The sequence below is a fragment of the Corallococcus sp. NCSPR001 genome (assembly GCF_017309135.1).
Lineage (GTDB): Bacteria > Myxococcota > Myxococcia > Myxococcales > Myxococcaceae > Corallococcus.
In genome coordinates this window covers 7,492,470-7,513,417 of record NZ_JAFIMS010000002.1, presented here as the reverse complement: position 1 = coordinate 7,513,417, position 20,948 = coordinate 7,492,470, and the positions used below count along the sequence as shown (strand labels likewise).

General features: G+C 70.2%; 18 protein-coding genes. 10 read left to right on the top strand and 8 right to left on the bottom strand.

Annotation, left to right across the window (positions count from 1 at the left end):
- Positions 1 to 37 precede the first annotated feature (37 nt).
- The 4 genes from fadI to JYJ93_RS31865 all read left to right on the top strand — a co-directional run bounded on the left by fadI (position 38) and on the right by JYJ93_RS31865 (position 5,469).
- Entirely contained in the window at positions 38 to 1,339 is a 1,302-nt protein-coding gene (gene fadI, locus JYJ93_RS31880; protein WP_206798320.1) for an acetyl-CoA C-acyltransferase FadI, read from the top strand.
- Positions 1,339 to 3,576 carry a fatty acid oxidation complex subunit alpha FadJ gene (gene fadJ, locus JYJ93_RS31875; RefSeq protein WP_206798319.1) on the top strand — a complete coding sequence of 746 codons (2,238 nt, stop codon included), beginning with the start codon at positions 1,339 to 1,341 and terminating at the stop codon, positions 3,574 to 3,576. The genes fadI and fadJ overlap by 1 nt, the downstream gene beginning before the upstream one ends.
- A gap of 106 nt (positions 3,577 to 3,682) precedes the next feature.
- Positions 3,683 to 4,813, top strand: a complete 1,131-nt coding sequence (locus JYJ93_RS31870) for a mannosyltransferase family protein (RefSeq protein WP_206798318.1) — start codon at positions 3,683 to 3,685, stop codon at positions 4,811 to 4,813.
- Positions 4,810 to 5,469 carry a class I SAM-dependent methyltransferase gene (locus tag JYJ93_RS31865; RefSeq protein WP_206798317.1) on the top strand — a complete coding sequence of 220 codons (660 nt, stop codon included), beginning with the start codon at positions 4,810 to 4,812 and terminating at the stop codon, positions 5,467 to 5,469. The genes JYJ93_RS31870 and JYJ93_RS31865 overlap by 4 nt, the downstream gene beginning before the upstream one ends.
- Here the strand turns inward: JYJ93_RS31865 and JYJ93_RS31860 are convergent.
- The gene (locus tag JYJ93_RS31860; protein WP_206798316.1) at positions 5,448 to 6,299 is read right to left on the bottom strand and encodes a ChbG/HpnK family deacetylase; all 852 of its coding nucleotides are present in this window, start codon (positions 6,297 to 6,299) and stop codon (positions 5,448 to 5,450) included. The genes JYJ93_RS31865 and JYJ93_RS31860 overlap by 22 nt on opposite strands.
- Positions 6,300 to 6,306: 7 nt before the next feature.
- A complete protein-coding gene (locus JYJ93_RS31855; protein ID WP_206800556.1) occupies positions 6,307 to 7,095 on the bottom strand; it encodes a glycosyltransferase family 2 protein in 789 nt (262 codons plus the stop codon).
- A 137-nt stretch (positions 7,096 to 7,232) separates the two neighbouring features.
- Between JYJ93_RS31855 and JYJ93_RS31850 the strand changes: the two genes are divergently transcribed.
- From JYJ93_RS31850 to JYJ93_RS31840, 3 genes are all read left to right on the top strand, one after another.
- Positions 7,233 to 8,183: a diguanylate cyclase gene (locus tag JYJ93_RS31850; RefSeq protein WP_206798315.1), complete on the top strand. Its 951-nt coding sequence runs from the start codon at positions 7,233 to 7,235 to the stop codon at positions 8,181 to 8,183.
- A 167-nt stretch (positions 8,184 to 8,350) separates the two neighbouring features.
- Entirely contained in the window at positions 8,351 to 9,931 is a 1,581-nt protein-coding gene (locus JYJ93_RS31845; protein WP_206798314.1) for an ATP-binding protein, read from the top strand.
- Positions 9,928 to 11,400: a sigma-54 dependent transcriptional regulator gene (locus JYJ93_RS31840; RefSeq protein WP_206798313.1), complete on the top strand. Its 1,473-nt coding sequence runs from the start codon at positions 9,928 to 9,930 to the stop codon at positions 11,398 to 11,400. The genes JYJ93_RS31845 and JYJ93_RS31840 overlap by 4 nt, the downstream gene beginning before the upstream one ends.
- A gap of 43 nt (positions 11,401 to 11,443) precedes the next feature.
- Here the strand turns inward: JYJ93_RS31840 and JYJ93_RS31835 are convergent, their stop codons facing one another.
- Complete coding sequence (locus tag JYJ93_RS31835; protein WP_206798312.1) at positions 11,444 to 12,781, bottom strand: replication-associated recombination protein A; 1,338 nt, start codon at positions 12,779 to 12,781, stop codon at positions 11,444 to 11,446.
- A gap of 121 nt (positions 12,782 to 12,902) precedes the next feature.
- Between JYJ93_RS31835 and JYJ93_RS31830 the strand changes: the two genes are divergently transcribed.
- The 3 genes from JYJ93_RS31830 to JYJ93_RS31820 all read left to right on the top strand — a co-directional run bounded on the left by JYJ93_RS31830 (position 12,903) and on the right by JYJ93_RS31820 (position 16,441).
- Complete coding sequence (locus JYJ93_RS31830; RefSeq protein ID WP_206798311.1) at positions 12,903 to 13,748, top strand: NAD(+)/NADH kinase; 846 nt, start codon at positions 12,903 to 12,905, stop codon at positions 13,746 to 13,748.
- A gap of 62 nt (positions 13,749 to 13,810) precedes the next feature.
- Positions 13,811 to 15,649, top strand: coding sequence for a serine/threonine-protein kinase (locus JYJ93_RS31825; RefSeq protein ID WP_206798310.1), 1,839 nt, complete (start codon positions 13,811 to 13,813; stop codon positions 15,647 to 15,649).
- A gap of 12 nt (positions 15,650 to 15,661) precedes the next feature.
- Positions 15,662 to 16,441, top strand: a complete 780-nt coding sequence (locus tag JYJ93_RS31820) for a YdcF family protein (protein WP_206798309.1) — start codon at positions 15,662 to 15,664, stop codon at positions 16,439 to 16,441.
- 121 nt (positions 16,442 to 16,562) lie between these two features.
- Here JYJ93_RS31820 and JYJ93_RS31815 read toward each other — a convergent pair whose 3' ends face one another.
- The 5 genes from JYJ93_RS31815 to JYJ93_RS31795 all read right to left on the bottom strand — a co-directional run bounded on the left by JYJ93_RS31815 (position 16,563) and on the right by JYJ93_RS31795 (position 20,795).
- Positions 16,563 to 18,152 (bottom strand): bifunctional UDP-sugar hydrolase/5'-nucleotidase, encoded by a 1,590-nt coding sequence (locus tag JYJ93_RS31815; protein WP_206798308.1) that lies wholly within the window; start codon positions 18,150 to 18,152, stop codon positions 16,563 to 16,565.
- A 165-nt stretch (positions 18,153 to 18,317) separates the two neighbouring features.
- Positions 18,318 to 19,064, bottom strand: a complete 747-nt coding sequence (locus tag JYJ93_RS31810; protein ID WP_206798307.1) for an MBL fold metallo-hydrolase — start codon at positions 19,062 to 19,064, stop codon at positions 18,318 to 18,320.
- Positions 19,061 to 19,558, bottom strand: coding sequence for a pantetheine-phosphate adenylyltransferase (coaD, locus tag JYJ93_RS31805; protein WP_206798306.1), 498 nt, complete (start codon positions 19,556 to 19,558; stop codon positions 19,061 to 19,063). The genes JYJ93_RS31810 and coaD overlap by 4 nt, the downstream gene beginning before the upstream one ends.
- A complete protein-coding gene (locus tag JYJ93_RS31800) occupies positions 19,558 to 20,163 on the bottom strand; it encodes a TetR family transcriptional regulator (RefSeq protein WP_206798305.1) in 606 nt (201 codons plus the stop codon). Before JYJ93_RS31800 ends, coaD begins: the two co-directional genes overlap by 1 nt.
- A gap of 95 nt (positions 20,164 to 20,258) precedes the next feature.
- Positions 20,259 to 20,795 (bottom strand): adenine phosphoribosyltransferase, encoded by a 537-nt coding sequence (locus tag JYJ93_RS31795; RefSeq protein ID WP_206798304.1) that lies wholly within the window; start codon positions 20,793 to 20,795, stop codon positions 20,259 to 20,261.
- Between the last annotated feature and the right edge of the window lie 153 nt (positions 20,796 to 20,948).

Here is a 20,948-nt window from a genome sequence, read left to right as displayed (position 1 = left end):
GAAGCGCCTCACTCGGTTCACAGAGGGTGAGGCACACATGGCAAGCGAGAAGCGCAACGGCCACCGGCGGGTGGCCATCGTCCGCGGGCTGCGGACGCCGTTCGCGAAGGCGGGCACCGTCTTCGCGAACCTGACGGCGCTGGACCTGGGCCGGATGGTGGTCCAGGAGCTGGTGCAGCGCAGCGACCTGGACCCCAACGAAATCAACCAGGTCGTCTTCGGACAGGTCATCCCCACGCTGACCGCGCCCTCCATCGCGCGCGAAGTGGTGCTGGCGGCGGGCCTGCCCAAGCGCATTGACGCCTTCACGGTGGCGCGCGCCTGCGCCACGTCCATCCAGTCCATGGTGGCGGGCGCCAACGCCATCGCGCTGGGCGACGCGGACGTCGTCATCGCCGGTGGCACGGAGTCCCTGTCGGACGCGCCCATCTTCACCAGCCGCCCGCTGGCGCACGCGCTGGCCGCGTCGTCCAAGGGCAAGAGCCTCCCGGACAAGCTCAAGCCCTTCCAGAAGCTCAAGGCCAAGGACCTCATCCCCGTGCCCCCCGCCATCGCCGAGTACTCCACCGGCGAGACCATGGGCGAGAGCGCGGAGAAGATGGCCAAGGAGAACGGCATCACCCGCGAGGAGCAGGACCTCATCGCGTTCAACTCGCACCAGAACGCGGCCCGCGCCTGGAAGGAGGGCCTGTTCGACGGCGAGGTGATGCACGTCACCGTGCCGCCCAAGTACGAGCAGACCGCCACGAAGGACAACATCGTGCGCGAGGACACCAGCCTGGAGGCGCTCGCCAAGCTCAAGCCGGTGTTCGACCGCCGCTATGGCAGCGTCACCGCCGGCAACGCGTCCCCGCTGACGGACGGCGCCGCGGCGCTGCTGCTCATGAGCGAGGAGAAGGCGAAGGCGCTGGGCTACGAGCCGCTGGGCTTCCTGCGCTCGCACGCCTTCGCCGCCACGGACCCGGGCGACCAACTGCTCCAGGGCCCGGCGTACGCGGCGCCCGTGGCGCTCAAGCGCGCGGGGATGAAGCTGTCGGACATCGACCTGGTGGAGATGCACGAGGCCTTCGCCGCGCAGGTGGCGAGCAACCTCCAGGCGCTGGCGTCCAAGGAGTTCGCGAAGAAGGCGGGCTTCAATTCTCCGGTCGGTGAGGTGGACCGCTCGCGGCTGAACGTGACGGGCGGCTCCATCTCCATCGGGCACCCGTTCGGTGCCACGGGCGCGCGCATCATCACGCAGGCCCTCAACGAGCTGAAGCGTCGGAACAAGAACACGGTGCTGTGCACCGTCTGCGCCGCGGGTGGCCTGGGCGCCGCGGTCATCCTGGAGCGTGCGTGATGGCGACCAAGCAAGAGGCAGTCGAAGCGAAGCAGGGCTTGAGCTACGACGTCACGAACGGCGTCGCGGTCATCACCGTGGATCAGCCGGGCGCGCCGGTGAACACGCTGTCCCCGGAAGTGGGCACCGCGTTCTCGGACCTGCTCCTCCAGGCGGAGCGGGACCCGGAGGTGCGCGCCGTCGTCTTCATCTCAGGCAAGAAGGACAACTTCGTCGCCGGCGCGAACATCGACTTCCTGCAGACGCTCAAGACGCCCGCGGACGTGGAGGCCATCAGCCGCGGCGCGCACGAGCAGTTCGACCGGCTGGAGGCCTTCTCCAAGCCGGTGGTCGCGGCCATCCACGGCGCGTGCCTGGGCGGCGGCCTGGAGTGGGTGCTCGCGTGCCACTACCGCATCGTCACGGACAGCCCCAAGTCGGTGGTGGGCCTGCCGGAGACGCAGCTGGGCCTCATCCCCGGCGCCGGCGGCACGCAGCGGCTGCCCGCGCTGATTGGCGCGGAGGCCGCGCTGGACCTCATCCTCACCGGCAAGAACGTCAAGCCGTCCAAGGCGAAGAAGCTGGGCATCGTGGATGAGGTCGTGCCGGTGCCCATGCTCAAGGACCTCGCGCTCAAGCGCGCGGCGGAGCTGGCGGCGGGCACGCTGAAGGTGGAGCGCTCGCACCAGGGCTTCAAGGCCGTGGCCCAGAGCGGCAAGAAGAAGGGCATCGCCGGCATCTTCCAGGGGCTCATCAACAAGGACCTGTGGAAGGAAGCGGCGCTGGAGGACAACCCGCTCGGCCGCAAGGTGATGTTCGACCAGGCGAAGAAGCAGCTCCTCAAGAAGACGCGCGGCAAGTACCCCGCGCAGGAGAAGGCGCTGCAGGTCATCCGCGTGGGCCTGGAGTCCGGCCGCAAGGCGGGCCTGGAGGCCGAAGCGAAGGCCTTTGGCGAGCTGGTGTTCACGGACGTGTCGCGGCGCCTGGTGGAGATCTTCTTCGCCACCACGGCGCTGAAGAAGGAGAACGGCACCGCCAACCCCAACCTGAAGCCGCGCGAGGTGAAGAAGGTGGGCGTGCTGGGCGGCGGCCTCATGGGCGGCGGCATCGCCTACGTGGCCGGCGTGCTCCAGGGCGTGCCCGTGCGCGTGAAGGACCGGGACGACGCGGGCGCGGGCCGCGCGCTCAAGCAGGTGCAGACGGTGCTGGATGAGCGCGTGAAGCGCCGCTCGCTCACGCGGCTGGAGTCCAACGCGAAGCTGTCCCACATCACCGCGGGCACGGACTACAGCGGCTTCAAGTCGGTGGACCTGGTGATTGAAGCGGTCTTCGAGGAACTGAAGCTCAAGCACCAGGTCATCGCGGAGGTGGAGGCCGTCACCGGCGAGAACACCATCTTCGCGTCCAACACCTCCAGCCTGCCCATTGGCGAGCTGGCGAAGGGCAGCAAGCGCCCCTCGCAGGTGATTGGCATGCACTACTTCAGCCCGGTGCACAAAATGCCGCTGCTGGAGATCATCACGCACCCGGGCACCGCGGAGTGGGTGACGGCCACCTGCGTGGACGTGGGCAAGAAGCAGGGCAAGACGGTCATCGTCGTCAACGACGGGCCGGGCTTCTACACGTCGCGCATCCTCGCGCCGTACATGAACGAGGCCGCGTACCTGCTGGCGGAGGGCGCGGACATCGTCCAACTGGACAAGGCGCTGGTGGACTTCGGCTTCCCGGTGGGGCCCATCACGCTCTTGGACGAGGTGGGCATCGACGTGGCCCAGAAGGTGGGCCCCATCATGGAGGCCGCGTTCGGCAAGCGCATGGCGGCGCCCAAGGCGCTGGAGGGCGTGGTGTCCGACGGCCGCCTCGGCCGCAAGACGAACAAGGGCTTCTACCTGTACGAGAACGGGAAGAAGAAGGAGGTGGACCCTCAGGTCTACCTGCTCCTGCCGCACGGCAAGGACCGCAAGTCCCTGGACGCCTCGGAGATGGCCGAGCGCGTGGCGCTGCAGATGGTGAACGAGGCCATCCGCTGCCTGGGTGAAGGCATCCTGCGCAGCGCGCGCGACGGCGACGTGGGCGCCATCTTCGGCCTGGGCTTCCCTCCGTTCCTGGGCGGCCCGTTCCGGTACGCGGACGCCCTGGGCCCGGCCAACCTGCTGCGCAAGCTGGAGCACTACCAGGACAAGTACGGCGAGCGCTTCACGCCCGCGCCGCTGCTCGTGGAGAAGGTGCGCGCCGGCAAGGGCTTCTACGAGTCCTGAGCGCCTGACGCACCGGGGCAGGGGAGGGGAGGGCTCACGGTCCTCTCCCCGTTTCCGGGCCTGACTTGACGCGAGGGGCGGTTCTGGACCAAGGGGCATGCCCCACATGGTCCGTTCCGCTCCTCGTGTTGTCCTGACCGCCGGGCTCGCCGCCCTGGCGGTGTGCACCGCGCTGGTGACGCTGTCCGCGATGACGTTCCCGCACGGCTACAGCCCCGCGCGGCTGACGTGGCCGGGGGCGCCCCTGCTCCTGGGCTGGACGCACTTCGACGCCGGCTGGTACGCGCAGATCGCGCAGGCGGGCTACAGCTACACGCCCGGCCAGCAGAGCTCGGTGGCGTTCTTCCCGCTGTACCCGCTGGTGCTGCGCGGCCTGGGCCTGTTGCACGTGGACACGTTCCTCGCGGGCGTGCTCGTCACCATGCTGTGCGGCCTGGGCGCTCTGTACGTCTTCACGCTGTGGGCGCGCACGCGGGCGGATGAGGAAGCGGCGAGGAACGCGGGGCTGCTCCTGGCGTTCTATCCGTTCGCGTTCTTCCTCTACGGGGCCATGTATTCGGACGCGCTGTTCCTGTTGCTCATCATCGGAGCGTTCCTGCTCTTGGAGCGGGGGTTGCTGGGGTGGGCGGTGCTGCTCGCGGCGGTGGCCACGGCGGCGCGTCCGGTGGCGCCCGCGCTGGTGGTGGGGCTGCTGGCGCGGCGGCTGGAGTGGAAGCACGAGCGCGGCTTGAAGTGGAGCCTGATGGACCTGTTGCCGGTGTTCGCGGCGGCGGGCTTCGTGCTGTACGTGCTCTACCAGTGGAAGGCGTTCGGCGAACCGTTCGCGTTCGTGAAGGTGCAGTCCGCGCCGGGGTGGGACCAGAAGCCGGGCTGGCGCACGTGGGCGAAGCTGCGCTGGTTCCAGGGCTTCAGCCGGGAGATGTCGCTGTCGGACGGCTTGCGGCTGGTGGGGCACGCGGCCGTCACGCTGGGGGCGCTGGCGCTGGTGTGGCCCACGGCGAAGCGGCTGGGCTGGGGCTATGGCGTGTACACGCTGGCCATCGTGGGATTGCCCGCCCTGTCCAGCAAGGACTTCATGGGCATGGGGCGCTACCTCTTGGCCGCCTTCCCGCTGTTCCTCACGCTGGCGCTGCTGCTCCAGGAACGGCCGCGCGTGAGGTGGGGCATGCTCGCCACCAGCGCCTGCGTGATGCTCGCGCTGGCGGCGGCCTACGGAGCGGCGGAGTACGTGTCATGAGCAGGCTCATGGACCAGGCACTGAAGCTCTACACGCACCTGCCCGCGAGCGAGCGCTTCCACGTGCACGCGCGGGCGTCCTCGGCCCCGCTGCTCGCGGTGGCGTCGCGCCTGCCCTCGGGGACGGTGGCGGACATCGGCTGCGGGCACGGCCTGCTGTCCGCGGTGATGGCGATCGCGGTGCCAGAGCGCCGGGTGCTCGGCGTGGACCTGGACGAGCGCAAGGTGCACTGGGCGAAGCAGGCCCTGTCGGGGCTGCCCAACGTGACGCTCGACGTGGGCTCCGTGGAGGAACTCGCGAAGACGCAGCCGCACACCCTGGACGCGGCGGTCGTCTGCGACGTGCTGTACCTGCTGCCCGACGAGAAGTGGCCTAGTTTCCTCCAGTCCGTGCGCGGCCTGCTCAAGCCCGGAGGCCGCTTCCTCCTGAAGGAGGTGGAGGGCGACCGTTCCTGGAAGCACGCCAAGGCGCTCGCGCAGGAGTGGGTGATGGTGTCGCTCCTGGGGCGCACCAAGGCCAGCGGGGGCATGGTCCTCAAGCCACGGGTCGACGGCGTGCGGCTCCTGCGCGACGCGGGCTTCGAGGTGCGCGAAGTCGTGGGCCTGGGCGCGGGCTACACCACGCCGCACCTGCTCTACGACGCCGAGGCCCGCTGAAGCTCACCGTAGTTCGCGAGCGTGATGTCCCGCTCCACGAGCTTCGCCTTCACGCGGGGACTGGTGAGCGCGGCCAGCTCCGCCTCCCAGCCGTAGGTCCACGCCGGATCCTCCGGCACCTGCGGAGCCCCCTCACCGGGGTGGCACCCCAGCTCGAAGTCCCCCGCGGGCAGCGAGTCCAGCACCGCGAGCAGCGCGGACTCATCCAGCCGGCCCGCTTCGAACACGCCTCCAGCACTGACCCGCCGCACACCCGGCCGGGCCCGGGGCGCCGTGCGCGCGAGCACCGCCAGCACCGTCGTCTTCAACGCCGGCCCGGGAGCCCGCAGCCAAGACGCGCGAGGCAGCGCATCCGGCCACCGCAGGGGCAGCCCCTCGCGAGCGGCGATGCCCTCCACCACCGACCGAACTCCCGGCAACAGGTGCAGGTGCTGGTGCCCATCCAGGTGGTCCACCTTCGCGCCCAGCTCTCGAGCGCGGGCGAGCTGCGCGGACAGCTCCCGCTCCAGCTCCTCTCTCCGCACCCGCCCCGTCACCCACGCCTTCGCGAACTCCGCCCAGTTGCCCATGAGCCGCCCGCCCGGCGCCACCGTCCGCACGGCCTCCGCGGGGGCCGCGCAGGCAAGCCGCGTGGACAGCGCCAGGTGCACGCCCACCGCCAACCCCTGCGCCTTCGCCAGGCCCACGGCCTCGGCGGCGCAAGGGCCCATGGCCAGCAGCGTCGCGCTGGTCACGATGCCCTCGCGGTGCGCCTTGAGGATGCCCGCGTCCAGCGACGGGTGCAGGCCCAGGTCGTCCGCGTTGACGATGAGGCGGGTGCGCGAAGCCATGTCCGTCCTACCCGCGCCCCGCCTGGCCCGGCACCGAGCGCAACGGCTGCACCGACGGCGGCAGGCGCACTGGCCTGGCCGTCGGGGACGGCGAGCGCGTCTCCGGGTACAGGCTCACCAGCTCCTTCACCATCTTCAGGATGACGGACGGCGACGCCAGCGTGGAGATGCCGCGCGTGCGCGGGAAGTAGTCCACGCCCATCTGGAACACGCGGAAGCCCTTGCGGATGGCCTTCACCACCAGCTCCGCGTCGATGAACGAGCCCTGGCTCCGGAGCTCCATCGACTCCAGCACCTGGCGGCGCATCAGCTTGAAGCTGAAGTTCACGTCCTTGATCTGGATGTCGAACAGCGCCCGGATGAGCAGGTTGTAGACGAACGAGTACACGATGCGCTTGGCGCCCTCGCTCGTGCGGTCGAACCGGAAGGCGCAGATCATGTCCGCCTCCAGGTAGTCCATCAGGTGCAGCGCCCGCTCCAGCTCGCGCATGTCCCACGGCAGGTCGATGTCCGAGTACAGCACCAGGTCCTTCGTGCTCGCCGCCAGCCCCGTGCGCATCGCTCCGCCCAGCTTCAGGTTCACGGGGTGGGTAATGACCCGCAGCTGAGGCACCTTCGCCGCCAGCGCGTCGCAGACCTCCTGGGTCCGGTCCGTGGAGGCGTCATTGACGACGATGATTTCGAAGTCGTCGGTGAGCTTCGGCAGCACCTCCAGTGCGCGGCTCACCGCGCGCTCCACGTAGTCCTCTTCGTTCCAGGCGGGGAAGAAGAGGCTGATGCTCGGGTACTTGGCCACGGTCGTCATGTCGCGCGCGTTCCGTCAGGAAGGAAACGCGGGCTCGCTAGCAGAGGGCCCCCCCGCTGGCAAACCTCTTGGCCCTTCTTACGGGAAACCCTTATAGTACCGCGTAGCCATTATTTTATGGGGACACGGTGAAAACCCAGCCCTACACGCTTCTGGTCGTGGACGATTCGCAGGCGCTGCTGCCGCAGCTGGTGCGCACCCTCGGCCCGGAGGACTTCGCGCTCCGTGTAGCCCGGTCCGGGCCGGAGGCGCTGGGGCTGACCCAGGAGGTAGACGGCGTCCTGCTCTGCTCCGGCGGCCCCGACGAGGCGCAGGCCCAGCGCCTCCTGGAGGCCCTCACCCCACCTCAACCCGCGCCCCGACCCGCCGTGGTGGTCCTTGCACCTCAAGAGGATCGCACCCTGCGCCTGGCCGCGCTGCGCAGGGGGGCTGAGGTGATTTTGACCCCCTGGGACGACGAAGAGCTGCGTTTGAGGCTCTATCAGCGCCTGGAAACGCACTCCCGGTTGAGGTCACTTCACTCCCAGGTGGAGGAGCTGCGGCGCCTGGCGGTGACGGACGGGCTGACCCAGGTGCACAACCACCGTTACTTCCAGGAGCGGCTGCGCGAGGAGTTCCGCCGCTCGCAGCGCTACGACGAGAGCCTGTCGCTCATCCTGGTGGACCTGGACCACTTCAAGAACATCAACGACGCCCACGGCCACGGGGCGGGAGACCGCGTCCTGCGGGAGGTGGCGGCCTCCCTCCAGCACAGCGTGCGTGAGACGGACCTGGTGGCCCGCTACGGAGGAGAGGAGTTCGCCATCCTCCTGCCCTGCACCCACCTGCCCGGCGCCCTCACCGTGGCGGAGCGAATCCGCAAGGGAATCAACGAGTTGCACGCGGGCCCGGAGGGCGCCCTGCGCGTCACCGCGTCCCTGGGCGTCTCCAGCTTCCCCCACCGCGCCATCCTCACCCCGGAGCAGCTGCTGCTCACCGCCGACGAGGCCCTCTACCGCGCCAAGCGGGAGGGTCGCGACCGCATCTGCCTGCACCCTCCCGCCCCCCTGTTTTCCACGCCGCCCTCGCGGGCCGGCTGACCCAGAGGGTCAATCACCCGGGGTCGCATTTGACCCCATTGGGTCCCATGGGTCTACAATGACCTTGCCCCTTTTTGTCATGCCATTGAAAAATGGCGTGATTGCCGGGGTTTATCCAAATCTCCGGTTTGGCAAGGCCATTGCAAATGTCTATTCCCGGAAAGTCCATGGGAACCCTCGGAGCTCAAGCGCAGGCGCAGGACCCGGTCGCCCGCGGCCGGCTGCTGCTCGTGGACGACGAGGAGAACATCCTCAAGTCCATCCGGCGGGTGTTGCGGCGCGGTGAGTGGGACATCGAGACGGCGACGGACGCCGAAGCCGGCCTGCGCACGCTGGAGCGCTTCCAGCCGGAGGTCGTCATCTCCGACTTCCGCATGCCGGGGATGAACGGGGTGGAGTTCCTCACCCAGGTGAAGCTCCAGGCGCCGCGCGCCCAGCGCATCATGCTGACGGGGCAGGCGGATCAGCAGGCCATCGAAGAGGCCATCAACCGCTCGGAAATCTTCCGCTTCATCTCCAAGCCGTGGAACGACAGCCACCTGGTCCTCACGGTGAAGAGCGCCTTCGAGCAGTACGCGCTCCACGCGGAGAACGACCGGCTCTACCGCGTCACCCAGGAGCAGAACGCGGAGCTCAAGCACCTCAACGCGGACCTGGAGGAGCGCGTCGCGCTGCGCACGCGCCTGCTCTCCACGGCCAAGCGCGAGTGGGAGCTGTCCTTCGACTGCATGGAGACGCCGCTCGCGGTGGTGCGCGCGCGGGACTTCGCGGTGCGCCGGGCCAACGTCGCCTACGCGCAGGTGGCCCGCCGCTCCATCGAAGAGGTGCCTTCGGACGTCCCCTGCCACCAGTACCTCTTCGGCCGGGACACGCCGTGCCAGGGCTGCCCGCTGCCCTCCGCCATGGAGACGGGCAAGGGCGCGCGCGGGGAAGTGCAGCAGGGCGGGCGCAGCTACGTGGTGGCCGCGTACCCGTTCGCGGGCGACGACCGCGCGGTGTGCACCTACCGCGACGTCACCGAGGAGCAGGCCATGACGCGCCGGCTCATCGAGACGGAGAAGATGGCCGCGGTGGGCCAGCTCGCGGGCGGCGTGGCGCACGAAATCAACAACCCGCTGGGTGGCATCCTCGCCTTCGCGCAGCTGATGTCCCGCGACGCGGGCCGCAGCGAGAGCGACCTGGAGTCGCTGAAGCTGATTGAAGAGAGCGCGCTGCGCTGCAAGCGCATCGTGGAGAGCCTGCTGAAGTTCAGCCGGCACAGCCGCGTGGAGGACCGCCGCCTCTTTGATTTGTCCAAGTGCGTGGAGGACGCCGCGGTCCTCTTCCGCGCGCAGCTCAAGTCCATGCCCAAGGTGGAGCTGAAGCTGGGCCTCAAGGACGGGCTGCCCAAGGTGTACGGCGACCCCGGCACGCTCGCGCAGGTGGTGCTCAACCTGCTGCAGAACGGCCTGCAGGCGCTCCCCAACGCGGAAGGGCGCCTGTCCCTGGAGACGGGGCGCGAGGGCGACCGGACCTTCTTCGCGGTGACGGACACCGGCTCGGGCATCGAAGAGAAGCACCTGCCGCGCATCTTCGAGCCGTCCTTCACCACCAAGCCGCCCGGCGAGGGCACCGGCCTGGGTTTGTCCATCGCCTATCGCATCGTTCAGGACCACGGGGGCACCTTCCAGGTGGATACCCACGTGGGCCAGGGCTCCCGTTTCATCGTCTACCTGCCTATTCCCCTGCAGCTCGAGAGGTTGCCGTGAACCAAGTCAAGCGCGCCAAGGTCCTCGTTGTGGATGACGACTCCGTCGTCCTCAAGGCCGTCACCCAGATCCTCCAGCGGGAAGGCCACCCGGTCGTTGCCATCGACGACGCGGTGGAGGGGCTCGCGGCGGCCAAGGACCCGTCCATCGACGTGGTCGTGCTCGACATCAAGATGCCGCACCTGTCCGGCATGGACCTCCTGCGCGCCATCAAGGCGGACCGCCCGGACGTGGAGGTCATCATGATGACGGCCTTCGCCACCGTGGAGACGGCGGTGGAGGCGGTGAAGGCGGGCGCGTACGACTACCTCACCAAGCCCTTCGAGAACATCGACGAGGTCAGCCTCACGGTGGCCAAGGCCGCCGAGCGCAAGGCGCTGAAGGACCGCACCCGCGCGCTGGAGGAGGCGCTCACCGCGCGCAGCCAGTTCGAGGACCTCATCGGTCAGTCCTCGCAGATGCGCGCCGTGTTCAAGCTGGTGGAGACGGTCAGCCACTCCACCGCCACGGTGCTCATCCAGGGTGAGAGCGGCACGGGCAAGGAGCTGGTCGCCCGCGCCATCCACTACCGCAGCGCGCGCCGCGACAAGCCCTTCGTCGCCGTCAACTGTTCGGCCCTGACGGAGACGCTGCTGGAGAGCGAGCTCTTCGGCCACGTGAAGGGCAGCTTCACCGGCGCCACCGGCAACAAGAAGGGCCTCTTCGAGGCGGCCGACGGCGGCACCATCTTCCTGGACGAGATTGGCGACGTGCCCCCGGCCACCCAGGTGCGCCTCCTGCGCGTCCTGCAGGAGGGTGAAGTCAAGCGCGTGGGCGCCAACGAGCCCGTGAAGGTGGACGTGCGCGTCATCGCCGCCACGCACGTGGACCTGTCCCGCGCGAAGGAGCAGGGCAAGTTCCGCGAGGACCTCTTCTATCGCCTCAACGTCATCACCATCGACCTGCCGCCCCTGCGCGACCGCCCGGAGGACGTGCCGCTGCTCGCGCACCACTTCCTCAAGGTCTACGCCGCCAAGGCGGACAAGAAGGTCACCGGCATCAGCCCGCGCGCCATGGAGGCGCTCACCTGCAACCGGTGGACGGGCAACGTGCGCGAGCTGGAGAACGTCATCGAGCGCGCGGTGGTGCTGACGGCCAACGACGCCATCGACGTGGAGGACCTGCCGCCCGGCTTCCAGGCCGCGCCCCAGGCCGACTCGGCGGTGGAGGTGTTCAGCCTGGCGCACCTGCCGTACGCCCAGGCCAAGCGCCTGGCCATGCGCGCCTTCGAGCGCCGCTACCTGTCCGCGCTCTTGGAGAAGAACAACCACAACGTGTCCAGCGCGGCGCGCGCGGCCGGCGTGGACCGCTCCAACTTCCGCCGCCTGCTCAAGCAGTACGAGGTGGCGGGCCGCAGCATGAAGCCGCGCTCGCCCAAGGGCCCGGACTCGGACAGCGGCCCGGGCCCCGTCCTGGAAGCGGTGTCCTGAAGACGCGGTGTCCTGACGGGGCCCCTCGGGGAGTGACGGCGCTTCAGCCGTCCTCTCCGGGCTCGCGCTCGCTGCGCCGCGCGGCGAGCTGCTGTTGGATGGCCTCGTAGCGCTCGGACAGCTCCGCCTCGAAGCCGTTGCGCGTCGGGGTGTAGAAGCAGCGCGAGCGCAGCGCTTCGGGCAGGTAGTCCTCCGGGACGTAGTTGCCCTCGAAGTTGTGCGGGTACTTGTACCCGCCGCCGTAACCCAGCGACTTCATCAGCTTCGTGGGCGCGTTGCGCAGGTGCATGGGCACCGGCAGCGCGCCCTCCTTCGTCACGGCCTCGCGCACGGCCGCGTACGCGGCGATGACGGCGTTCGACTTGGGCGCGAGCGCCAGGTACGTCACGGCCTGGGTGAGGGGCAGGGTGCCCTCCGGCAGGCCCATGAGCTGGAAGGCCCTCAGCGCGTCCACCGCCACGCCCAGCGCGCGCGGGTCCGCGTTGCCCACGTCCTCCGACGCGAAGATGACCATGCGGCGGAAGATGAAGACAGGGTCCTCGCCCGCCTCCAGCATGCGCGTCATCCAGTACAGCGCGGCGTCCACGTCGCTGCCGCGCATGGATTTGATGAACGCGCTGACGACGTTGTAGTGCTCCTCGCCGCCCTTGTCGTAGAGCAGCATCTTCTGCTGGAGCGCCTCCTCCGCCACCTTGCGGTCCACCGCCGTGCGGCCGTACGCCGCCGCGGCCTCCAGCGCGGTGAGGGCCTTGCGCGCGTCCCCGCCCGCCGCGTCCGCGATGAACTCCAGCGCCGCGTCGTCCACCGCCACCTTGCCGTTGAGGCCCCGGGGGTCCGAGACCGCGTGGCGCATGACGGCGATGAGCTCCTCCTGCTCCAGCCCGCGCAGGGTGATGACGCGGCAGCGCGACAGGAGCGCGGCGTTCACTTCAAAAGACGGGTTCTCCGTGGTGGCGCCAATCAGCGTGACGGTGCCCTTCTCCACGTGGGGCAGCAGCGCGTCCTGCTGCGACTTGTTGAAGCGGTGGATTTCGTCGATGAAGAGCAGCGTGCGCTGGCGCTGGAGCTTCCAGCGGTCCTGCGCGCGGGCCACCGTCTCGCGGATGTCCTTCACGCCCGCGAGCACGGCGGACATCGTCTCGAAGGCGGCGCCGGTGGAGCGCGCGATGAGCTGGGCGAGCGTCGTCTTGCCGGTGCCCGGCGGCCCCCAGAGGATGAGGCTGGGCACCTGGTCGCTCTCCAGCGCGCGGCGCAGGAAGCGGCCCTCTCCGGTGAGGTGCTCCTGGCCCAGGTACTCGCTGAGCGAGGTGGGGCGCATGCGCTCGGCGAGCGGCGCCAGGACGGCCTGTTCCTTCTGGCTGGCGTGGTCGAAGAGGTCCATGGGGCCTCCAAACCTAGCGCCCCGTCCGCCCTGTCGCGCCCCCTTGTGATGTCCGGGGCCGAGCAGGTGCGTCATTTTCCTGCGGAGGACGGTTGGCAGGCTGGACTAGAACCCGGGGGGCGTGCAGACCCTCGTCATCGTCGCGAAGCGAGACACCCCGCAGGCCGTGGCCCTGGCGGCGGAAATCCAGCAGCGCCACCCGAACCTGACGGTGCTGGCGGACCGTGCCCTGGCGCACGCGCTGAACTGGCCGCGCATCGAGGACCGGGAGCTGGCGGCCCGCGCGGACCTGGTGGTGGTGCTGGGCGGTGACGGCACGCTCATCTACGCGGCGCGCCTGTTGGGCGGACGCAACGTGCCCATCATCGGCGTGAACCTGGGCAGCCTGGGCTTCATGACGGAGGTGTCCGTGGAGGAGCTCTTCAGCCGGCTGGATGACGTGCTGGCGGGGAACTTCCACGTGGACTCGCGGATGAAGCTGGCCTGCCGGCTGCTGCGCGGGGGCAAGGTCCTCATCGAGGATGAAATCCTCAACGACGTGGTCATCAACAAGGGCGCGCTCGCGCGCATCGCGGACCACGAGACGTCCATCGACGGGGTGCCCATCACCACGTACAAGTCGGACGGCGTCATCCTGGCCACGCCCACCGGCTCCACGGCGTACTCGCTGTCCGCGGGCGGGCCCATCGTGCACCCGTCGGTGGACTGCACCATCCTGTCGCCCATCTGCTCGCACGCGCTGACCCAGCGGGCCATCGTGGTGCCGGCGGACCGCACCATCCGCGTCACGCTGAAGAGCGAGACGGCGGACACGTACCTCACGCTGGACGGGCAGACGGGCCACTCGCTCCAGGGCGGGGACTGCATCGAAGTGGTGCGCTCGCCCAACCGCGTGGGCCTGGTGCGCAACCCGCGCGTGGCCTTCTTCACCATCCTCCGGCAGAAGCTCCACTGGGGCGAGCGCTGAGGCTTCCGGGCCCTCGGGGTGGGGCTCCCCTCGGGGGTGAGCGGTGGGGTAGCGTCCGGCCCGTGACATCGGGTGCGCACACGACGCGTTTCGGCAAGTACGAGCTGCAGGAGCGCCTGGGCGCGGGCGGCATGGCCGTGGTGCACCGCGCGCGCTACACCGTGGCGGAGGGCGTGTCGCGGTCCGTCGTCATCAAGCGCGTGAGGGACCCGTACGCGCAGGACCCCGCCTTCGTGCGGATGTTCCTCAACGAAGCGCGCATCTCCATGGGGCTGTCGCACGGCAACATCGTCCAGGTCTTCGACTTCGGGCAGGAGGAGGGGGAGTACTTCCTCGCCATGGAGTGGGTGGACGGGCAGCCCCTGTCCAGGGTGCTCAAGCGCCTGAAGCTGAAGGGCGTGGCGCACCTGCCGGCGCCGCTGGCCGTGCAGTTGATGGTGGAGGTCTGCAAGGGCCTGCACCATGCGCACACGCGCCGCGACGAGCAGGGCCGTCCGCTGGGGCTGGTGCACCGCGACGTGTCCCCGGACAACGTCCTGGTGAGCTACGAGGGCGAGGTGAAGCTCACCGACTTCGGCATCGCGAAGGCGCAGTGGGCCGGGCGGCAGGACACGGACGCGGGCGTGGTGCGCGGCAAGTTCCTCTACCTGTCACCGGAGCAGACGCGGGCGGAGGCGCTGGACGCGCGCTCGGACGTGTACACGGCGGGCGTCGTCCTCTTCGAGCTGCTCACCGGCCGCAGGCCCGCGGAAGGGGACCAGGCCTCGGTGATGGAGCGCATCGCCACGGGCGACCTGACGCCCCCGCAGGCGCACGTGCCGGACCTGGATCCGTCGCTGGGGGCGCTGGTGTCGCGGGCGCTGGCGCTGCGGCGGGATGACCGCTTCACGAGCGCGGAGGACTTCCAGCGCGCGTTGGCGGAGTGGCTCGCGTACCGGGCGCCGCTGTTCCCCGCGTCCACGCTGCGCCACCTGATGGGCTGGCTGTTCGAGGAGGAGCTGAAGCTCGCGGGCCAGCCGCCGCGGATCCCGGAGTCCTTCCTGCGCCAGGTGGCGGTGTGGACGGGGGAGGGCGGCCCGGAGGGGATGGACGAGCCGGAGCGGGCGTCCGCGGTGCACCGCGCGCACGCCGAGGCGTTCCCGGAGGACCACGTGCCTGGGGCGCTGGTGGGCGGAAGCCCCGCGGCGGACATGGGCGCGGGAGTGCCCGGCTGGGTCTGGGCGGCCATCATCGCGGCGGCGGCGGTCTTCTTCGTGGGGCGCGCGGTGCTGCCCGACATGTCGGAAGCGCCGGGGCGCAACCTCCAGGTGGTGTCGGTGCCTCCGGGCGCGGAGGTGCGCTGGGATGGCAGGTACGTCGGGATGACGCCGACGGTGCTGAAGGTCGCTCCAGGAGAGGAATCGCACCAACTGGAGCTGCGCTACGTGGGCCACCATCCGTGGTCGACCACCGTGTCGCAGGCGGCGGTGCCGGAGCGCGTGCAGGTGACGCTGGAGCGGCTGCCGCCCCCTCCGCCTCCGCCGGAGCCGGTGGTGGACGCACGGGTGCCGGAGCCTCAGAAGGCGGGCAGCCGGAAGGGCGTGCCGAGCGTCAACGCCCAGAGCGAGTCGCACGAGGCCCTGGATTGGATCGCGGAGTCCCCCGGCGCGGGGGCGGAGTACACGCTGGGCGTGGAGCTGCTCGTGGCGGGCAAGCCGGGGCAGGCCAGCGGGAAGTTCGGGACGTGCCTGCGGCTGCTGGAGACGGCCGCGGAGTGCCATCTGGGGATGGGGCGGGTGGGAGCGCGGACGGCCCGGGCGGCAGTGGCCGTGGAGCACTACCGGCGCTACCTGCAGCTGCGGCCGCGAGGGGCCGGCGCGGCGGAGGCCCGGCAGTACCTCAAGTCCCGGCCGGGCCGGTAGCGGCGCGCTGCGATGTTCCTCGTCCTGTCGAAGGTGTTGGACCTGCTCTTGTCCCCGCTCACCTGGGCGCTGTTGTTCGGCGTGGGGGGCGTGGTGCTGCGCCGGTGGAAGCGCCTGTCGCTGGTGTCCCAGCTCCTGGCGCTGGCCGTGTTGTACGTGTTCTCCATCGAGCCGACGGTGGCGCTGCTCACGCGCGCGACGGAGGCGGACGCGGTGAGCACGTACCGGCCGGACACGGTCTACGACGCGGTCATCCTGCTGGGCGGAGGACTGGACGCGGCGGCCACGGAGCGCTCGGGACAGCCGGAGTACAACGCCGCGCCGGAGCGGATGATGCGCACCTTCGAGCTGCTGCGCGACGGCCGGGCACGGCAGGTGTTGATCACCGCCGGCAACCTGGACGCGAGGCCGGAGGCGGTGGTGGAGGCGGACGTGCTGGCTGCGCAGTTGGAGCACTGGGGCATCGCGCCCGAGCGCATCGTGAAGGAGGGGCGCAGCCGCAACACCCGTGAGAACGCGCTGGAGTCGGAGCCGCTGGTGCGCAAGCACAGCTGGAAGTCGCTGCTCCTGGTGACGAGCGCCGCGCACCTGCCCCGGGCGGCCGGCTGCTTCGCGGCGGTGGGGCTGAAGGCGGACACGCTCGCTGTGGACCTGCGCTCCTCGACGATTCCCCCCGCGAAGCTGAGCTGGCTGCCGCGCTCGGGGGCGCTCAACCAGAGCACGGACATGCTGCGCGAGCTGGCGGGGCGCATCGTCTACCGGGCCCGCGGCTGGACCGCGCCCTGGCGGTAGCGCGGCAGGGGACAAGCGGGCCCGCCGCGCTGCTGCCGGTGCCCTGCGGCGAAAAGCTGTCCGACAGTCGGACAGCTTTCGCGGAAGTCGCGCCCGGGAGGGGAGCCTGCTCCAGTCCGCCCTACTTCATCGACGGCTGCGCGTGCAGTCCGCCCCTGGGCGCGCCGAGGACTGTGATGCGGCCCTGGGGCTTCGCGCGAGGCGCGGGCTTGCCGGTGCGGAACGCGGTGCCGAGTGCCTCCCACGGCGACACATCCAGGCCCCTGGGCACCACGGGCAGGTCCTTGAACATGGAGTAGCCGTCGTTGCCCTGCGCCACGAAGCTCAGCGTGGCCAGCCGGTACACCGCCGCGTCGTCCAGCGGCCTGCCCTTCACCTCCACCTTCGTCACCCGCGCTCCCGGCGCCTTGCGCAGGTCGTAGGTGAAGCGCAGGCCAGACACCTGCGGGAAGCGGCCGGGCGGCTTGGCGTCCGGCCCGCTCAGGCTGACGCCGTTCTCCAGCGCCGCGCGCAGCACCGCCCCCTTCACCATCAGCACCACCAGTTCATTGCGGTAGGGCATGAGCGAGTACAGCTCTCGCCGGGTCATCGGCCCCGCGGGCAGCACCCGGTCCGCGCGGATGGCGCCCCCGTTCACGAGCGCCACGTCCGCGCCCATCGCATCGCGGAACGCATCCGCCAGGAACGAGCCCAGGTTCGTCTCCTCCAGCCGGTTCTGCGCGCTGCGCGCCTCCAGCGCCACCGGCGAGCGGCCCACCCGCTCCGCCAGCGTGGCAAGCAGCGGCGCGTAGGGCTTCATCTGCTCATTGAACGCCGCGTCGTCCGGCGTCTTCGAGGTGATGGGGATGACCTTCCACGCGAGCTTCTTCACCGCGCCCGTCTTCGCATCCAGGTCCAGCGTGACGCGGCCCAGGTCGATGGCGTCCTCGTCCAGCTTGAAGATGGGCGTGCCCGCGACGGTCTCCTCCACGCGGTCGTGGTCGTGCCCGCCGATGATGAGGTCCACGCGCACGCACTTCGCCAGCTCCCGGTCCTGGTCCACCGCCAGGTGCGTGAGCCCCAGCACGAACTGCGCACCCGCGGCCCTCAGCTCGTCCACGGAGCGCTTCGCCGCCTCGCAGAACGGCGTGATGCGCGTGTCCTTGCCCGGCTTGGACGAGGTCTGCGTCTGCGGCAGCACCACGCCGAAGATGCCCACCTTCACGCCGCCCACGTCGCGGAGGTCCCACGACTTGAGCCCGTCGAACACCTGCCCCGACTTCACGCTCATCACGTTGGCGCCCAGCCACGGGAAGCGCGACTGCTGGAGGCGCGCGCGCAGCACGTCGTCCCCGAAGTCGAACTCGTGGTTGCCCACCGTGGCGTAGTCCAGACCGAGCGCGTTCCACGCGTCGATCATCTGCTTGCCCTTGAGCGCCTCCCCCGCCACCTCCGCGGACGACTCCACCGAGGGCGAAATCGTGTCACCCGCCAGCAGCGTGAGGACGTGCGGCGACTCCTTCAGCGCCTGCTGCTTGAGCGTGGCCACGCGCGACAGGCCGCCCCGGTTCCGGGCGGTGGGCTGGAATTGGTAGACGTCGTTGAGGTGGAGGATCGTGAGGCGGACGGTGTCGGCGGCAGGCGCCGGCTCGGCGGCCCCGGCTGAACGAGTGGCCAGCACCATTGCGAGCGGCAGCAGCACCGCCCAGGTGCTCACGGTCTTCTTCATCATCGGACAGTCGTTCTCTTGCGGAGGCACAAAGGGGGCGTGCCAATCCGTCTCGGCGTAGCGCACTCGGCGCGTGAAGGCGAGCGGACCGGGCATGGCGCAACGCGCAAGCCCCAAGCCCTTCTTCCTGGAGGATGAAGGGCATCCAGCCGGCCACGCGCTCCGCCCTCAGACGGTATAGCGCCGGCCCTGCACCAGCGGTTCAATCACGCTGCCGCTCGAGTCGAACAGGTCCGGATAGTGGATGAGGCGCATCTTCGCGCGCGTGGCCTCCGGCAGCGCCGCCAGCTTCTCGTAGGGGGTGTGCACGCCGTAGTTCGTCTCGTGGATGACCAGGTCCGCCTCGGACAACCAGGAGATGAGCCCCTCGTCGAAGGCCGTGTCCGCGCTGTAGCCCAGGCACCGGCCCCCGGCGCGGATGCGGAACGCGGTGGTGGGCACGTGGTGGTAGGTGAAGCGGCACTCGATTTCGAACGGACCGTGCCTCACCGCGCGCTCCAGGTGCAGCGGCGTGTGCGTGAAGTAGTCCTCGAAGTGCTTGTGGTTGGGGCCCGCGCCCTGCTCTTCGATGAGGCACTCCATGCCCGCGGCCAGGTGGCCCTCCCAGAGGCGGCGCGTGACGCTCGGGTGCGCGAGCAGCTCCATCTTCCGCTGCAACACGAAGAAGGAGAAGTACGCCAGGCTCTCCAGCCCGGAGGCGTGGTCCGCGTGCAGGTGCGTGAGGGCCACGGCGCTGACGCGCTCCACGTCCAGGGGCACGCCGGAGGACTCGGACGCCTCGCGCATCATCTTGCGGATGGGGTGCGGACAGTCGATGAGCAGCACCTGTCCTTCCGCCTCCAGGGCCAGGCACGACGAGTAGTGGAGCGCGGAGAAGGCATCACCGACGCCCAGGGGAATGAAGGACAGGCTCATGGATGGCTCCGGAGTGGAGGGGACAGCCGCTCGCGCAGCTTCGCGGCGACGGCGGGGGGGCAATACGCGGACACATCCTCGCCGCGCGTGAGGCGCTCCTTCAGGGCGCTGCTGGACACCTCCGCCAGGTGCGCCTCCGCGGGAAGGAAGAGGGTGGACAGCTCCGGGGCGAGCGCGCGGTTCATCTGCGCCAGCTCCGTCTCGAACTGCGCATCGGTGGCGCCGCGCACGCCGCGCAACAGGACGCTCGCGCCAATCTCCCGCGCCAGCTCCACGATGAGCCCTTCGGTGGAGGTGACGGAGACATTGGGGTGCTTCGCCACGGCCTCGCGAATGAGCGCCATGCGCTCCTCGGCGGTGAGCAGCGTGCGCTTGTTCGGGTTGACCGCGACCACCACGACGACGTGGCTGAAGAGGCGCGCCGCCTGCCGCACCACCGACAGGTGGCCCGCCGTCACGGGGTCGAAGCTGCCTGCATAGAGAGCGATGGTCATCACGACACCTCACGGTCCGCCGAATCCAACAGCCCCACCGCCATGCGCTTCACGGTGCCCGCCGCGGAGCCCGGGGGCACGAGCCCGGGCGCGCCCGCGGACAGCACGAAGTAGCCCTGGATGGCGGCGAACAGGCCCGCGGCCAGCGGACGCGCGCGGCGCTTGCCCACCACCGCCGCGACCAGCGCCTCCAGTTGCTCCAGGTCCGCGCGCACCACCTCTTCGTAGGCGGCGCGGACCTCCGGCTGCCGGATGGCCTCCGCGCTGATGGTGACCCAGCCCGCCACCGCCGCCACGTCCGCGTCCGGCCCGGTGGCGAGGAACGCGTCCACGAACGCCTCCACCCGCCCACGCGCATCGTCCGAGGCGAGCTTCGTCGCGCGGGTGGCGAAGCGCTGCCGCGCGCGAGCGGCCAACGAGCGCACCAGGGTCAGCAGGATCTCCTGCTTGTCCTCGAAGTGGTAGTGCACCAGCCCCGCGCTCAGGCCCGCCGCCCGGGCGATCTCCGCCACGGACGCGCCCTCGTAGCCGCGCGCGGCCATGGCCTTGAGCAGCCCGGCGACAATCTGTTCCCGGCGCGCTTCGGTGTTGGAGGGACGTGGCATGGCGCGGTCTTGTTTCTAGGTTGTATGACCAACTTATAAACAGGGCCGGCGCGGGCGTCAACCGGACGTGAAATCCAGTGGCGCCGGGCTCGAGGCTAGAAGCGCAGGAGGGACGTCACCTTGTCCGGCCCCAGCCGCTTCGCGCCCTCGAGGAAGTCGAGCGTGATGAGGAAGCAGTAGCCTACAATCTGTCCGCCCAGCCGGCTCACGAGCCGGCCCGTGGCGTCGGCGGTGCCGCCGGTGGCGAGCACGTCATCCACCACGAGGACGCGCTCGTCCTTGAGGATGGCGTCCTCGTGCATCTCCACGCCGTCCGCGCCGTACTCCAGCGAATAGCGCTCCACGATGCGCTTGTGCGGCAGCTTGCCGGGCTTGCGCGCCGGCACGAAGCCCGCCTCCAGCGCCAGCGCGATGGGGGCGCCGAGCAGGAAGCCGCGCGACTCCACGCCCACCACCTTGGTGATGTGCTGGCCCCGGAAGGGAGCGGACATGGCGTTGACCACCCGGCCGAACAGGCGCGGGTCCGCCAGCATGGGGGTGATGTCCTTGAAGACGATGCCGGGCTTGGGGAAGTCCGGCACATCCCGCAGGACGGCCTGGAGGTCGGAGACGAGCGTGGGGTCGAGGGACATGGGGTGGAGCTCCGGAAGGGGGACGGCGGCGTTTTCAACCCGGGGGATGGCACCCGGGGTGGACCTGGGACCCAGGGTACCCGGCCCGGGTGACAGCCGGCCTGGCGGGCGCCCGGACGCGGAGTCCCAGGGCCAACGGCCGGAGGATGGGCG

Coding starts and splice junctions, on each gene's coding strand:
- JYJ93_RS31865 (WP_206798317.1), top strand. CDS start 4,810: ATGAGCAGGCTCATGGACCAGGCACTGAAGCTCTACACGCACCTGCCC.
- JYJ93_RS31870 (WP_206798318.1), top strand. CDS start 3,683: ATGGTCCGTTCCGCTCCTCGTGTTGTCCTGACCGCCGGGCTCGCCGCC.
- coaD (WP_206798306.1), bottom strand. CDS start 19,558: ATGACCATCGCTCTCTATGCAGGCAGCTTCGACCCCGTGACGGCGGGC.
- JYJ93_RS31845 (WP_206798314.1), top strand. CDS start 8,351: ATGGGAACCCTCGGAGCTCAAGCGCAGGCGCAGGACCCGGTCGCCCGC.
- JYJ93_RS31810 (WP_206798307.1), bottom strand. CDS start 19,064: ATGAGCCTGTCCTTCATTCCCCTGGGCGTCGGTGATGCCTTCTCCGCG.
- fadJ (WP_206798319.1), top strand. CDS start 1,339: ATGGCGACCAAGCAAGAGGCAGTCGAAGCGAAGCAGGGCTTGAGCTAC.
- JYJ93_RS31835 (WP_206798312.1), bottom strand. CDS start 12,781: ATGGACCTCTTCGACCACGCCAGCCAGAAGGAACAGGCCGTCCTGGCG.
- JYJ93_RS31815 (WP_206798308.1), bottom strand. CDS start 18,152: ATGATGAAGAAGACCGTGAGCACCTGGGCGGTGCTGCTGCCGCTCGCA.
- JYJ93_RS31800 (WP_206798305.1), bottom strand. CDS start 20,163: ATGCCACGTCCCTCCAACACCGAAGCGCGCCGGGAACAGATTGTCGCC.
- JYJ93_RS31860 (WP_206798316.1), bottom strand. CDS start 6,299: ATGGCTTCGCGCACCCGCCTCATCGTCAACGCGGACGACCTGGGCCTG.
- JYJ93_RS31820 (WP_206798309.1), top strand. CDS start 15,662: ATGTTCCTCGTCCTGTCGAAGGTGTTGGACCTGCTCTTGTCCCCGCTC.
- JYJ93_RS31795 (WP_206798304.1), bottom strand. CDS start 20,795: ATGTCCCTCGACCCCACGCTCGTCTCCGACCTCCAGGCCGTCCTGCGG.
- fadI (WP_206798320.1), top strand. CDS start 38: ATGGCAAGCGAGAAGCGCAACGGCCACCGGCGGGTGGCCATCGTCCGC.